At 43.1% G+C, this 14,083-nt stretch carries 11 protein-coding genes and 1 rRNA gene; 5 read left to right on the plus strand and 7 right to left on the minus strand.

Annotated elements, in window-relative coordinates; all coding sequences use genetic code 11:
• Window positions 1-136: 136 nt before the first annotated feature.
• On the minus strand, window positions 137-2,395 hold the full coding sequence (locus M8998_RS09780) for a glycoside hydrolase family 20 protein (protein WP_249992399.1): 2,259 nt from the start codon (window positions 2,393-2,395) through the stop codon (window positions 137-139).
• A 204-nt stretch (window positions 2,396-2,599) separates the two neighbouring features.
• Here M8998_RS09780 and lipA point away from each other — a divergent pair, with 204 nt between their 5' ends.
• Both lipA and M8998_RS09790 read left to right on the plus strand, forming a co-directional pair.
• On the plus strand, window positions 2,600-3,481 hold the full coding sequence (lipA, locus tag M8998_RS09785) for a lipoyl synthase (RefSeq protein ID WP_249992400.1): 882 nt from the start codon (window positions 2,600-2,602) through the stop codon (window positions 3,479-3,481).
• Between the two features lie 44 nt (window positions 3,482-3,525).
• Complete coding sequence (locus M8998_RS09790; RefSeq protein ID WP_249992401.1) at window positions 3,526-4,458, plus strand: hypothetical protein; 933 nt, start codon at window positions 3,526-3,528, stop codon at window positions 4,456-4,458.
• A 7-nt stretch (window positions 4,459-4,465) separates the two neighbouring features.
• Here M8998_RS09790 and M8998_RS09795 read toward each other — a convergent pair whose 3' ends face one another.
• Window positions 4,466-6,106, minus strand: a complete 1,641-nt coding sequence (locus M8998_RS09795) for an amidohydrolase (protein ID WP_249992402.1) — start codon at window positions 6,104-6,106, stop codon at window positions 4,466-4,468.
• 135 nt (window positions 6,107-6,241) lie between these two features.
• Window positions 6,242-6,652, minus strand: coding sequence for a BrxA/BrxB family bacilliredoxin (locus M8998_RS09800; RefSeq protein WP_249992403.1), 411 nt, complete (start codon window positions 6,650-6,652; stop codon window positions 6,242-6,244).
• A 200-nt stretch (window positions 6,653-6,852) separates the two neighbouring features.
• Between M8998_RS09800 and M8998_RS09805 the strand changes: the two genes are divergently transcribed.
• Window positions 6,853-7,347 (plus strand): Dps family protein, encoded by a 495-nt coding sequence (locus M8998_RS09805; RefSeq protein WP_249992404.1) that lies wholly within the window; start codon window positions 6,853-6,855, stop codon window positions 7,345-7,347.
• A gap of 107 nt (window positions 7,348-7,454) precedes the next feature.
• Here M8998_RS09805 and lpdA read toward each other — a convergent pair whose 3' ends face one another.
• A complete protein-coding gene (gene lpdA / locus M8998_RS09810) occupies window positions 7,455-8,843 on the minus strand; it encodes a dihydrolipoyl dehydrogenase (RefSeq protein WP_249992405.1) in 1,389 nt (462 codons plus the stop codon).
• A 213-nt stretch (window positions 8,844-9,056) separates the two neighbouring features.
• Between lpdA and M8998_RS09815 the strand changes: the two genes are divergently transcribed.
• Together M8998_RS09815 and asnS are read left to right on the plus strand one after the other, a co-directional pair.
• Window positions 9,057-9,377: a DUF3817 domain-containing protein gene (locus M8998_RS09815; RefSeq protein ID WP_249992406.1), complete on the plus strand. Its 321-nt coding sequence runs from the start codon at window positions 9,057-9,059 to the stop codon at window positions 9,375-9,377.
• Window positions 9,378-9,466: 89 nt separating this feature from the next.
• On the plus strand, window positions 9,467-10,912 hold the full coding sequence (gene asnS, locus M8998_RS09820; protein ID WP_249992407.1) for an asparagine--tRNA ligase: 1,446 nt from the start codon (window positions 9,467-9,469) through the stop codon (window positions 10,910-10,912).
• A gap of 131 nt (window positions 10,913-11,043) precedes the next feature.
• On the opposite strand, the gene M8998_RS09825 is transcribed toward asnS, so the two are convergent.
• From M8998_RS09825 to rrf, 3 genes are all read right to left on the minus strand, one after another.
• Window positions 11,044-12,465, minus strand: coding sequence for a Gfo/Idh/MocA family protein (locus tag M8998_RS09825; RefSeq protein WP_249992408.1), 1,422 nt, complete (start codon window positions 12,463-12,465; stop codon window positions 11,044-11,046).
• A gap of 252 nt (window positions 12,466-12,717) precedes the next feature.
• Window positions 12,718-13,614: a hypothetical protein gene (locus M8998_RS09830; RefSeq protein ID WP_249992409.1), complete on the minus strand. Its 897-nt coding sequence runs from the start codon at window positions 13,612-13,614 to the stop codon at window positions 12,718-12,720.
• 126 nt (window positions 13,615-13,740) lie between these two features.
• Window positions 13,741-13,852 (minus strand): 5S ribosomal RNA (rrf, locus tag M8998_RS09835).
• Window positions 13,853-14,083: the final 231 nt, after the last annotated feature.

Raw genomic sequence — 14,083 nt, forward strand, 5'->3', positions numbered from 1 at the left:
GTTAATTGTGGGACAGCGCAACGGGATGTGCATTGTAGAGTGCGGAATTCCGACTGCTTTGTCGGAGTGCAAAATTACAGTAATTTTTTATAAATAGGTACAAACTTATACGAATAATAAAAAAATAGGCAATTTACTAGTCTACAACCAGCTCATCGATGAATAAAAATGCATTCTTCGTATTCTTTGCTTCAAACTTGATGAATTTAGCCATTACTGGCTTATCGAATTTAACCTCAAAGGATTGTATATCCAGTACCCCAGGGTTTGCATCTACATGTGGCACAAGCGAACCGGCTTCACGATAGCTTTTCCCATTGTCAGAAATCCACACTTTTATCGAACCCGGAAAGAATACACCTGGCCCTGGCATCTGCATAAAGCGCGCCGCCACACGACGTAATTCCTCGCGGCGATCCAAATCAATCACTAATTCGATATCCGAAGTAAAGCCTTGCCATTTGCCATCTTGATACGTAACGCCCCCTTTACGTCCATCGACCAAAGTACGCTCGCCCTGCGCAGGATAACGCTCATTCCATTTGGTATTGTACTGTACCGACTTGCCAATGGCTTTATGTATATCCAACTCTACATTAGTAATGGGACTCATGCGCGCAGAATCCAAAAATGAAGCCGTCTTGAGCGTTGCACTTACCGCCAGGTCTATTGGCGCTATGTAGAGCGGGGATTGGTTGTCTGGATCAGTCCCATCTGTAGTGTACCGTATCGTGGGATCAAACTGCTCGGAAGATAAAGTAATCCGGTTCGATCTTTTCGCAGAATCGTACACTACGTCGTACTGTACATCGAAACTTGGACGGTAATAATTTACCTGCAAATCTTGCAATAGCGCATAATGCTTTTGTAATCGTCGTCTAAATTCAGGGAAATCACGCTGCTCCTGTTCGGTCCAGTTGACCTCTGCTAATGCTAAGGCGCGTGGGAAAGCCATGTACTCTACTTGCTGCGGATTAGGCATGTATTCTGTCCACAAGTTCGCTTGTGCACCCAAAATATGTTTGGCTTTGTCGGCGTCGATTTGAGTAGATACCGGATTGTAGCTGTACACGCGTTCCAAAGGCAAATACCCTCCAAATGCTTTGGGCTGCGTTCGCGGATCAAATTGATAGAAGTCGAAATAAAGATGGCTCTGTGGTGTCATGATTACATCGTGCCCTTTGTTAGCTGCTTCGATTCCTCCTTCTTCGCCGCGCCAGCTCATCACGGTGGCTCCATCCGTCAGCCCGCCTTCCAGAATTTCATCCCAGCCGATCATCTTCCGCCCTTTAGCTTGCAAGTATTCATCCATTTGTTGGACGGCATAACTCTGCAACTCTTCTTCCGTCTGCAATTGTAGCTTTTCTTTTAATGCTTGGCATTTAGGACAGGTTTTCCAGTGTGATTTGTCGGCCTCGTCCCCCCCGATATGGATGTATTCCGAAGGAAAAATGTCCAACACTTCATCCAATACATTTTTCAGAAAGGTGAATGTCTGCTCATTACCCACACAAAACTCATTTTGTGTGTAGGGTAAACCGGTACAAGAAAGCTCTGGATATACGGCCAATACTTCTTCGGAATGACCGGGCATCTCTATTTCTGGAATAATGTTAATTCCTTTTCTTGCAGCGTAAGCCACCAGCTCCCGCGCTTGCTCTTGGGTGTAAAATCCGCCATGTGCATTTGGCGTGCCCTGCGCTACATAACGCTTCCCATATTGTTCCCAATCTTGAAAATGGGCCTGTGGGCGCCAAGCCGCTTTACTGGTTAGCTCTGGATAACGATTAATAGCGAGCCGCCAGCCGGCGCCGTCAGTTAAGTGCCAGTGAAACTGGTTGAACTTATACAGCGCCATCACATCGATGTATTTTTTCAGAAAATCGAAAGGCATAAAGTGGCGAGAAACATCTAAGTGCAAACCCCGATACCCAAAACGGGGTTTATCCTGTATTTCTACAAAAGGTAATGCATTCGAATCCTGCAGCATACGCAATTGATGCAAACTCTGCATCCCCGCCATAGCGCCCGCAACATCTGGTGACTTGATCACGATTCCTCGTGGGTTGATTATAAGCGTATATTCACTTGCGCGCAGGTTGTCCGATGCTTGGGATTCTAAGATCCATATACTGGTGGGTTGTTGCTTTTTCACGCGTTTGAACAATTCAAACGAAGAGATGCGCATGCCCGGAATATCTGTCGCCAATTGGCTTAATTCCATGAAACGCTCACTGTAATACACGGGAAAAGATTGATCCAAACTAAGCGCACCCTCATTAATCACAACTTTGTTTGGCTTGGGGATAAGATCCGCATGTAGCTCTTGTGCCGAGCTGCTGCACCAAGTGATTACTAGAAAACAACCAAGTAGTGTGAGTCGCGAAAATTTCATAGGAAAGGGATCAAGTTTGTTCTCAAAGATCCTAAATAAAGTGGGAACCGCCAACGAGCACATTGTAAAACTTTTATGAAATACGCCTATTCTTCAAACGCCAACGCGCACAAGTATTACATATGATCGATAAAATAGTAAACATATGAAACTCGCTCGACAAATGGCTTGCTAAAAAAATGAAATAATGTGTAACTTTGTTATATGATTGAATTACCCGTTATTCCCGCACAACAAACACAGCGAAAACCTGATTGGCTACGTGTAAAATTGCCTGTAGGCAAGGAATATCGCCATGTGCGCGGACTGGTTGATGAGCATAAATTGCACACGATCTGTGAGAGTGGTAACTGTCCTAATATGGGCGAATGCTGGGGTGCCGGCACGGCTACTTTCATGATTCTGGGCAATATCTGTACGCGCTCGTGTTCCTTCTGTGCAGTAGCAACCGGCAGACCACTCGCGGTAGATATGGATGAACCAAATCGTGTGGCGCAATCGGTCAAACTGATGGAGGTAAAACACTGCGTGATCACTTCGGTAGATCGTGATGACCTAAAAGATGGTGGATCTACGATCTGGGCTGAAACCGTAAATGCGATTCGCAGAGAAAGTCCGGAAACGACATTGGAAACATTGATACCTGACTTTAAAGGACAATGGGATAATCTGGATCGCGTATTAGCAGTGCGGCCTGAGGTCGTATCTCATAATCTGGAAACCGTACGTCGACTTACACGTGAAGTACGCATACAAGCAAAATACGACCGTTCATTAGAATGTTTACGTCGTATCGCAGAAGCAGGATTGCGTACTAAATCTGGCATCATGCTGGGCTTCGGTGAAACAGAAGAAGACGTAGTAGAAGCTATGCGCGACTTATACGAAGTGGGGGTAGATATTCTGACCATTGGTCAATACTTGCAACCGAGCAAAGCACACCATCCGGTAATTGAATGGATTACTCCTGCTCAATTCCAACGCTATCAGGAAATCGGCTTAGAGATGGGGTTCAAATACGTTGAATCTGGCCCATTGGTAAGATCATCGTACCATGCAGAGAAGCATCTCTTCGATATGCAATAAGCAATCGCTTGATAATAAGGCTGTTTTTAGTTAGATTAGAGAACATGAGGCAGCCAAAACATAGAAGACATTTTATTGGAGCAATGCTAATGGCATTGCTTTTTATATTATTGATTAGCAGCTTGCTGTATGGTTGGTACATTCATACCCAAGATGATAGCCTCCCCCTTTTTATCACCCGAATTTTATTACCGCTCTTTATTGGTGCTGCGATCAGTAGTCCATTCGTAACGTACCTTTACGGAAAAACAAATTTCCATCTTCTTATTTTGCCCATGGAGCGACAAGCAGCACATCGTTTCGTCATTATTGTGATTCTGATTTGTTCCTCAGTCGGCTTATTCCAACCTCTCTCCAGCAGTGTTCGCTATAACGTAGGCAAGGTTTTGCATTTGCAAAGCATCGAAGAAATGCCTCCGCACGAGCAGCCTACTTTTCTTTCTCTTGGTGAATGGCATGTGGATCGCCTACGCGTTGTGCCCATCCATACCTATGAAAATGGAAAACTATGGAATCGCAATAAGGTGTACTTAAAATCCTTGTTCTTGCTGCCCATATTCTCTCAAAAAACTGCTTATAGAAGCTCCGCTAAAGCTTGGCTCGCCTTTAAATATGAAAATACCATTTCTAAGAAAGACTTCGCCAGAGATAAGGGACAGTCTTATTTCGAACAATCACTCGGTCACTTCAAGAAGATCAACGTAGGTGGATTTCTGTCTTTTGAGTTGTACGATCCGGGAGAAGAAAAACAAGTGCTGACGCAATTGGCACGCAATCATTCTTATTTTGAGAGCTCCTACAGTGCGATTTACCAAGGGAATTCTGTAGATCGAGACTGGATTTCTTTCCGTTTCTTTGTATACACGGTGTTGAGCTTTATTTTTATCATTTTGCCTATCTACTGGTTGACGGCTCGCTACTTAGTGCGAGTTCCAGACGATGACCTGCCTGTAAGAGAATCCAATGGACGAATCTAGCTGGTCGTTATTTGCGCTGATATACCGTTTCTCCACCAATTACCGTGCGCAATACTGCCACGCTCCGAAGTTCTTCATTCGGAATCGTCATGATGTCTTGCGATAAGATTACGAAATCAGCATCTTTGCCGCGTTGAATATTTCCGCGTTTAGATTCTTGAAAACATGCCTGTGCGGCCCATATCGTCATCCCCATCAGTGCTTCACGACGCGTAAGTGCATTTTTCATTTCAAAACCTCCCGCTGGAAGTCCGTTTGCATCAACACGTGCTACTGCAGCATGGAAGCTGTTTAGTGGATTGAAGTTTTCTCCTGGAAAACCACTCCCAATGGCAACCATTCCGTAGTTATCTACCAATCGTTTCAACGCATAAGCATTGCGTAAGCGGTCTTCACCGATCCTATTTCTTACCCAGTGCATATCGGATGTAGCATGTGCCGGTTGTAGCGATGGAAAAACTCGGAAGCGATCAAACTTTTCAAAATCAGCTTCGTTGACTACCTGAGCATGTTCAATACGCCATCGCCTGTCATTATTTTGACCAATATATTTCCCATAAAGATCAAGTATGAACCGAGTGGCGGAATCGCCTACGGCGCGCGTGCTGAGCTGAAAGTTTGTCGCCGCAAGCTCTTTGATGACCTGCTCTAATTCTTGCGGTGTCTGCAACAAAAAACCGCAGGATGTACTATCGTCTGAGTAGGGAGCTAATAAGCTGGCGCTGCGGGTTCTTAGTAAGCCATCTGCAGTCAGCTTTACACTACGTATACTCAGGCGACCATCATCATAATATCCGCTACGAATCATGCGCTTCACAGTCCGCAGATTATCTTCAATCATGGCGTAATTCCGTATTTTCAGTTTTTTGCTCGTGTAAAGATTCCTTAAAAACTCCAAATCCCTTTCATTTAGACCGGCATCTACGATGCTGGTTAACCCTACAGAAAACAACAGTTGCTCGCCTTTAGTTAAGGCTTGCAACTCCTGTGCATCGTCTACCTCAGGAATATGCTCCTTTACTAATGCCATGGCATTATCCATTAATACACCACTCAAGTTGCCCACCGAATCTGTCAGAATCAATCCCCCCTCCACGTAAAATGCAGAATCTATACCAGCGACTGCTAATGCTTTGGAATTCACGGAAGCTGCTTGGTAATCGACACGAGAAAGATAAACCGGAATATCTGGAAAATATTTGTCCAAAGAATCCTTTACTGCGAAAGGCTCATCGCCCCACCGTTCTTGATCCCATCCTGCGCCTACTAACCAAGGGCGGTCTGGATAGGTTTTTTGATGCACTTGTAATCGCTTTAAAACATCATCGAAAGACTGTGCACCGTACAGATTGGTCATATCCAGAGAGGATGCAAAGTCCAAAAAATGTGTGTGAGAATCGTAGAATCCAGGATAGATCGCTGCGCCATGCGCATCGATGGTTTCCTTAGCTTCATAACGTTGAAGCAAGCGATCAGAACTTCCGATCTCAATGAATACACCACCCCTTATTGCAAAAGCCTCTGCAATAGTAAAAGAGGAATCTACGGTATACACCCGCGCATTATACACAATCAGATCTACCTCATGGTTGGTGGTGCAGGAGCCAAAGAAAATGAGTAAACCAAAGATGGCAAGTATCGATTTCATGTGTTAGTGTGCTTTGTGCTAATTTACGAAAGAATTAACGGAGATTATAGATGAAATTGTGCAACAGATAAAAATGAAAAAGCTTTTCGTATGCACGAAAAGCCTTTCTTTATTCAAAAAAACAAAATTAGAATACTAGCAGTATTCGTCGAATGCTGCCACTAAATTGTCTGCAATCATTTGTGCTGGACGGCCTTCAATCATATGACGCTCGATCATGTGTACCAACTGGCCATCTTTGAACAAAGCCATAGCTGGTGATGATGGAGGATAGGGCAACATGTATTGACGTGCTCTATCAACAGCATCTTTTTCCATACCAGCGAAAACAGTGACTAATTTGTCTGGGTGTTTCTCGTTTTTAACCGCTGCCTTGGCCGCAGGGCGCGCATTGGCAGCAGCACATCCACATACTGAATTGACAACAACGAATACGGTGCCTTCTGCTGGAATAGCGCTCTCCACTGCTTCTGCAGACTTTAGTTCTTCAAATCCCGCGTCTACTAGTTCCTGACGCATAGGGGTTACTAAATATTCTGGATACATATCTTCTCGATTTTGATTCTTACAAAGATAATAGGAAACAGAGAGCAGGACAAGAGCCAGGAATCAGAAGAATGTAAGTTTTATAGGTTATGCCAATTAGTATGAAATGGAGTGGATTTAAAATTGACATTATCCTTACGTAAAACACTCACTCAGGCATATAATTTGCAGATAGTTATATATTAAAATTTAGGAATATTATGAGTACACTATCAAAAAAACAAACGCAACCTGAAATTGGTTTGCAAGAAAGAGATATGGCGAATGTGTCTGAGTTTTTAAATAAATTATTGGCAGACTACACCGTATTATATACGAAGATCAGACATGCACACTGGAATGTGGAAGGGCCTGATTTTCATGCTCAACACTTATTTTTCGAAACTTTGTATGATCAATTATCGGTTAATATTGATGATGTAGCGGAGCGAGTGCGTATGCTCGGACATTACGCGGTAGGATCACTGGCAAAGTACTTACAATTAACGCATTTATCGGAGATACAACACGGTGGCACCGATAGCATTGGTTTGATTAAAGAGTTGACATCGGATTTCGAAACGGTCATCATGGTCACACGCTCTGGTATCGAGTTAGCCCAATCAGCTGGCGACACAGGTACAGAAGACTTCTTGACGGGATTGATGGAAGAACACGAGAAAACAGCCTGGATGCTTCGCTCCCATTTAGGATAACGAAGAAAGATCTAGTTTATTATAGTTTAATTTGTGAAGAAGCCGCTTACCTTGTTGTTTGACAACTCGATAAGCCGCTTCTTTGTGAGATTAAGTTTTTTGCTAGCCTACAAGTGAATTACTTCTCCGTAAGCGTCAGCAGCTGCTTCCATGATCGCCTCACTCATCGTAGGATGCGGATGTACCGATTTAATGATCTCGTGACCAGTGGTTTCTAATTTACGAGCTACCACGACTTCAGCAATCATTTCCGTTACATTGGCACCGATTAAGTGTGCCCCCAAGAATTCCCCATATTTTGCATCAAAGATTACTTTGACAAAACCATCCTTTGCTCCTGCTGCAGATGCTTTACCTGATGCAGAGAATGGAAATTTACCAACTTTAACTTCATAGCCTGCATCTTTCGCTGCTTTCTCCGTATAACCTACAGAAGCGATCTCTGGAGAACAGTACGTACAACCCGGGATGTTTGTGTAGTCGATAGGATCTACATGCATGCCTTTGATTTTTTCCACACAAGTAATCGCCTCAGCAGAAGCTACGTGTGCCAAGGCTTGTCCTTTCACAATATCACCGATCGCATAAACGCCTTCTACATTCGTCTTATAGAAGTCATCCACTAATACGCGACCTTTGTCTACCTTCACACCGACTTCTTCTAGACCGATATTTTCAATGTTTGGCGTAATACCCACTGCCGAAAGCACAATTTCTGCTTCGATCGTTTCTTCACCTTTAGCGGTTTTGATCTTAACTTTAGAAATATCTCCTTTGGTGTCTACTCCAGTAACCTCTGATTTCGTCAGGATATTGATTCCCGCCTTTTTCAATGATTTCTCCAATTGCTTAGAGATCTCTTCGTCCTCTACAGGCACGATGCGATCCATAAACTCTACGATAGTAACTTTTGTACCAATGGTGTTATAGAAATAGGCGAACTCAACACCAATAGCTCCTGAACCCACCACAACGACAGATTTTGGTTGTGTAGGCAGGTTCATCGCTTGACGATAGCCAATGATTTTTTTACCGTCTTGGGGTAGGTTTGGTAATTCGCGGGAGCGGGCTCCTGTTGCCAGAATAGTGTGTTTAGCAGTATATTCTTTGCTTGCACCATCGGCGCCTTTGACCTCTACTTTACCGCCTTTTTTGATTTTAGCAGTTCCCATGATGACGTCGATTTTATTCTTCTTCATCAGGAATTGAATACCTTTACTCATTCCATCCGCTACACCACGGCTTCTCTTTACGATAGCACCGAAGTCAGCTTCTCCGCCATTCACTTTAATACCATATTCTTCGGCATGGTTCAGGTACTCGAAAACTTGTGCACTTTTTAACAAAGCTTTTGTAGGAATACAGCCCCAGTTTAAACAAATTCCACCAAGTGCTTCACGTTCTACAATTGCTGTTTTAAAACCAAGTTGGGACGCTCTAATTGCAGCAACATACCCACCTGGACCACTACCAATAACAATAATATCGTAATTCATAAATATAACGTTGTCGTTTTGATTCTATTAGACAAATATACCAAAAATACATCTTTCTAAATTTTATTCCGCAAATTCCCTGTCATAATACTGACGAAAGAAGCGATTTATCGCCGCGATTTTGTCAAGCCTAAGTCAGTTCCCGAAAAAGAATTCTGCGCATCGTCTTTTATACCTTTCTTTGCTAACCATTCAAACGCGATTAAAATAGTTATGCTTAGAATCTTCAGACAAGTTGCGCTCTGGGAGGCCATCTCCACCATTATTTTATTTTTTGTTGCCATGCCCGTCAAGTATCTCTTACCTCATTTTATGGAAGTACCAGAAGATATTCGTCTTAACACGGTGCGTATAGCAGGGTCTATTCATGGTTTCTTAGTCGTTATCTTTGTGATTTTACTAATCGCTTGCTGGCAATCTTTTAACTGGAATTTTAAAAGGGTAATTGCTTACTTCGCAGCGTCGCTAGTTCCTATTCTTTCTTTCTGGGTAGAACGCGATGTTCAAAAAATTATTAACAAAGAAAAGATCTAGATCAAATCCGCTTAATTTTCGGCAATACCCCATAATTTCGTATCCTTGCAGTGCAAAAAGCGTAATCGCGCGATGTATAGATAAGTATAATGGAACACACACGTATTAAACAACTGCTGATCGCAGAAGATTTTGGTAAAGAGGTTATTGTTAAAGGATGGGTGCGGACTTTTCGCAACAATCAATTTATTGCCATCAATGATGGCTCTACACTGAATAATATCCAAGCGGTAGTGGACTTCGCACATACTGATGAGCAGTTGCTACGTCGCGTGACCACCGGCGCAGCCGTGCGGGTAAAAGGGGAATTAGTACAGTCGTTGGGTAAAGGGCAACGCGTGGAGATCAAGGTGAATGAACTCACTATCCTGGGAGATTCTGATCCGGAGAAATATCCTTTACAACCCAAAAAGCATTCCCTAGAATTTTTAAGAGAGATAGCACATTTACGTTTCCGTACTGGTACATTCAATGCCGTATTTAAAGTGCGTAATGCACTCGCTTTTGCCGTGCATCAATTCTTTAATGAGCGCGATTTTGTGTATATGCACACGCCCATTGTTACCGGATCAGATGCAGAAGGTGCTGGTGAGATGTTTCGCGTAACGACGATAGATTTCGATCATGTGCCTCGCAATGAAGACGGCACCGTCAACTATAAAGAAGATTTCTTTGGGAAATCCACCAATTTAACGGTTTCCGGACAGCTCGAAGGTGAGTTGGCAGCCATGGCCTTAGGTAATATCTACACATTTGGGCCCACTTTCCGGGCAGAGAATTCAAATACTACCCGCCACCTGGCTGAATTTTGGATGATCGAGCCCGAAATGGCCTTCTACGAGTTGGAAGATAATATGGATCTAGCCGAGGATTTGTTGAAGTATGTCATTAACTATGCCCTAAAACATTGTCCTGACGAGATTGAATTTCTAAGCAACCGACTGCTCGAAGAGGAAAAATCGAAGCCACAGAGTGAACGGTCCGAATTGAATTTGGTGGATAAATTACAGTTTGTGTTGACGAATGATTTTGAGCGCGTATCCTATACCGATGCGATTGAAATTTTGAAGCGCAGTAAACCAAACCAGAAGAAACAGTTTAAATATTTGATTGAAGAATGGGGCGCTGATTTGCAATCAGAACACGAACGCTACTTAGTAGAAAAGCACTTCAAAAAGCCGGTGATCTTGACAGACTACCCTAGAGAAATCAAATCTTTCTACATGAAACAGAATGAACCAGATGCACAGGGCCGCCACACGGTGCGTGCTATGGATATCTTGTTCCCAGGTATTGGAGAGATGGTGGGTGGCTCACAACGGGAGGAAAATTTAGAGAAATTATTAGCTCGTATGGCGGAGGTAGGTATTGCGGAAGAAGAGATCGATTGGTTCTTGGACACAAGACGCTTTGGCTCTGCACCACACTCGGGTTTCGGAGTTGGTTTTGAGCGCTTAGTGCTTTTCACTACTGGCATGAGCAACATTCGCGACGTGATCCCTTTCCCTCGCACACCTAAAAATGCGGAATTCTAGCTAGTAGTAAACTCACATTATCATTGCTACTGTTTTAAATTTAAAATCTCCTGTGATCTTTATCACAAGAGATTTTAAATTTATCGACCTTTACGTCCAATAGGTGGCTGATGAAATGGGGTAATATACGATTAAACCTGAAGCTGCCCCTCGCCTGGTTTTTTGATGGCGCGGACACCGGTATTTCCACCTCCTTCCAGACTCAGATTTACGGGAGTGTTAGTTTTCCAATTGCCCTTTGTGAAGTCAGGAAAATTTAACTGGCGACCATTTTGTTTGGATGACTGGATACTCAAAGGCACTATTGCACTCCACGACGCAGCGTCGTAAACGTCCTGATCTAATGGCAGACCATTGCGTAAACAGTCGATTAGACGCCAGTCCATGATAAAATCCATTCCTCCATGACCACCGACAGCTTTTGCACGCTCGCCGATGAGTTTTACTAAATCTGGGGTGTACTGCGTTTCTAACGCAGACAGTTCTCCTTCGGGCAGCCACGCGTGTCCGTTCTTATGATTGGTGAACGACATTCCTTTACTAGGATACTTTTGTGCAAAGCCTGTCGTTCCGCTTAAGAGATGGATACGGGAATAAGGCCTTGGGGAGGTAACGTCGTGCTGTACCATCATGGTTTTCCCTTTTGATGTCTTCATTACCGTCGTATTCATATTGCCACGATAGGCTTTTCCTACAAAAGGTTGGAACACCTGATCTTTTTGCGCAAGCTCCTTGGCTTTCTGTGCCATATGAAAATCCGCACTTTGTATATTTACGAGCGTAGAGATTTGATCACCTCTATTGATATTCATGCATTGAGCAATTGGTCCTATACCGTGCGTAGGATAGAGGTTACCATGAAGACGGATGTTTTCTCTTAAACGCCAGAAGTCATCATAATACGTTTTACTGAAATTTAGATCCAATAGGTCGTGTATGTAAGCCCCTTCGGCGTGTATTAATTCACCAAACAAACCTTTTTGAGCCATGTTCAGGGTAATCAGTTCGAAGAAATCGTAACAGCAGTTTTCGAGCATCATGCAATGCTTTCTCGTTCGTTCTGAAACACGTACTACATTCCACAATTCATCCATGGTAAGCCCTATGGGTACCTCACAAGCTACATGTGTTCCCGCTTCCATCGCGGCTATGGACATAGGGGCATGCAGCTGCCAAGGCGTACAGATATACAATAAATCTAAATCCTCCTCGTCCAACATACGTTTCCATCCGTCATCTCCAGCATAATGTTTTGGTTCTGGTAAGCCTGCGGCAACTACTTTTTGCTGCTGCTTATTTACACGGTCTGTATGCCGGTCACAAAGCGCGACAATCTCCACTCCTTCAATATAGGTAAAACGCGACACTGCCCCCTCACCCCGATTTCCCAAACCAACGATAGCTATTTTTACCCGATCGATCTTGGGGGCGCGATATCCGGACATATTAGCCGCTGGTGCGAAATCTGTAGCAGATGCTAAGTTGGGTAGAGAGAGAGCAAGACCTGACAATAGGCTAGCTTGTCTTAAGAAGGAACGTCTAGAATTATCCATAATAGGTAATGAGTAAAAGGTTATACTTAAATCGTGCTTCCCCAGCTTTATACCACATGAGGAAACACTATACTAGCAAGTATAGACCATTTTAAACAGAAATGAAAAAGTATTGCTCACGCAAACGTTTGACCAATCGTAGATTAGTATATTCGGATAGGGTAGCTGACCTGAAAATAATCAGCCCGAAGATATTCGGTCATCTACCTTCGTCTCATTTGAACGAAGGCAGTCTCTATGTCGTTCATTAGCTTAGAATGCGAAACGGACACCTAACGAGCCGCTGTATTGAGAAAGATTAGCTCCATTAAAGCGTGTACGCAATGTGCCTCTGCTTCTAGTGTATAATTCATCCAAACCTGTATTAGTAAAAGCTCCCGAATACTGGCCGGTCAATTCAATAGCAACCATGGGATGTACTTCATACCCCAAACGCACTACACCATTGTGTTTTAGACCCAGTGCCGTATGCCGAAAACTGAGAGGTTGTTGAAAATCTTGAATAAGATTCCAATTGGCCCTCGCTTTGTAATCGTACAAACCAAAGCCATAACTTCCAGTAGCGTAAAAGGCGTTGTATTGATACGCTAATTCCAACGCCGCTTGACCACCATACCAATCGGTCTGATAAATAGTACGTAAATCAGAATTCTCCGTATCTCCAGGTAGTGGTAGTAGAAATAGTCTATTCCCTAGTTGCTCATAACCTAATAATATACGAGGCGAAATCGGCCCGAGGTCCGGTAGTGTATATCGAGCAGAAACTCTGTAGTTATAAAAATAACCTTCATCGCTACTGAACCGTTCATCGTAAAAAGGACTCGTTCGGTTATCGCCACTATAGTCCGTATCTCTCGCCCTACCTCTTAGATTTTGCTGATAATCCCCTTCTAAGATAACGTGAAAGTTAGGCATAAGGCGAACTGTTCCCTGTAGGCCGTAATTAACCCCTTTTACTTGATCCCAGATCAATTCAGAATAAATATTAGGACTTGTACCCTCTAAATTACCTGCTATGGACCAATCTAGGTTTTGTACTCCATACCCTATACGTGGACTAATGCTGAATCTCGGCTGTTGTGCATATAAAATTGTCGGCAACGCCAATAAACAGAGCGATAATATTTTTAGAAGTTGAGGTGAACGCATAATGTATCAATAGTTGTATGCTGTAATTTACGACTTTTCTGAAAAGAAAGTTTCCAATGTGTCAAAAAGGACACCTATAAACGCAAAAAAGCCCTTGCAATTTTGTTGCAAGGGCTTTAGTATAAAATTAGGCACCGACCTACTCTCCCACCTGTTACGGCAATACCATCGGCTCTGGCGGGCTTAACTACTCTGTTCGGAATGGGAAGAGGTGGACACCGCCGATATAGGCACCTGAATATCTTTGTTTAGATTTTAGTAGTGAGATATTAGTATTTAGATGTGAGTACTTAGACTATCTAAAGTCTACATACTTGATACTATTTACTATATCACAGTAGTTAGATGTAAGTAGCTAGACTTTGGTCTACATACTCGATACTATCTACTCAATACTATCTAATTAAACGACATATATTTGAAAGAAAGAAGGACAATAAGAAAATATAATCTATGTTTTAAAAAAACA

The organism is Sphingobacterium sp. lm-10 (assembly GCF_023554555.1).
Classification (GTDB): Bacteria; Bacteroidota; Bacteroidia; order Sphingobacteriales; family Sphingobacteriaceae; genus Sphingobacterium.

Coding starts and splice junctions, on each gene's coding strand:
- M8998_RS09795 (WP_249992402.1), bottom strand. CDS start 6,106: ATGAAATCGATACTTGCCATCTTTGGTTTACTCATTTTCTTTGGCTCC.
- lpdA (WP_249992405.1), bottom strand. CDS start 8,843: ATGAATTACGATATTATTGTTATTGGTAGTGGTCCAGGTGGGTATGTT.
- M8998_RS09830 (WP_249992409.1), bottom strand. CDS start 13,614: ATGCGTTCACCTCAACTTCTAAAAATATTATCGCTCTGTTTATTGGCG.
- M8998_RS09790 (WP_249992401.1), top strand. CDS start 3,526: ATGAGGCAGCCAAAACATAGAAGACATTTTATTGGAGCAATGCTAATG.
- asnS (WP_249992407.1), top strand. CDS start 9,467: ATGGAACACACACGTATTAAACAACTGCTGATCGCAGAAGATTTTGGT.
- lipA (WP_249992400.1), top strand. CDS start 2,600: ATGATTGAATTACCCGTTATTCCCGCACAACAAACACAGCGAAAACCT.
- M8998_RS09800 (WP_249992403.1), bottom strand. CDS start 6,652: ATGTATCCAGAATATTTAGTAACCCCTATGCGTCAGGAACTAGTAGAC.
- M8998_RS09825 (WP_249992408.1), bottom strand. CDS start 12,465: ATGGATAATTCTAGACGTTCCTTCTTAAGACAAGCTAGCCTATTGTCA.
- M8998_RS09780 (WP_249992399.1), bottom strand. CDS start 2,395: ATGAAATTTTCGCGACTCACACTACTTGGTTGTTTTCTAGTAATCACT.
- M8998_RS09805 (WP_249992404.1), top strand. CDS start 6,853: ATGAGTACACTATCAAAAAAACAAACGCAACCTGAAATTGGTTTGCAA.
- M8998_RS09815 (WP_249992406.1), top strand. CDS start 9,057: ATGCTTAGAATCTTCAGACAAGTTGCGCTCTGGGAGGCCATCTCCACC.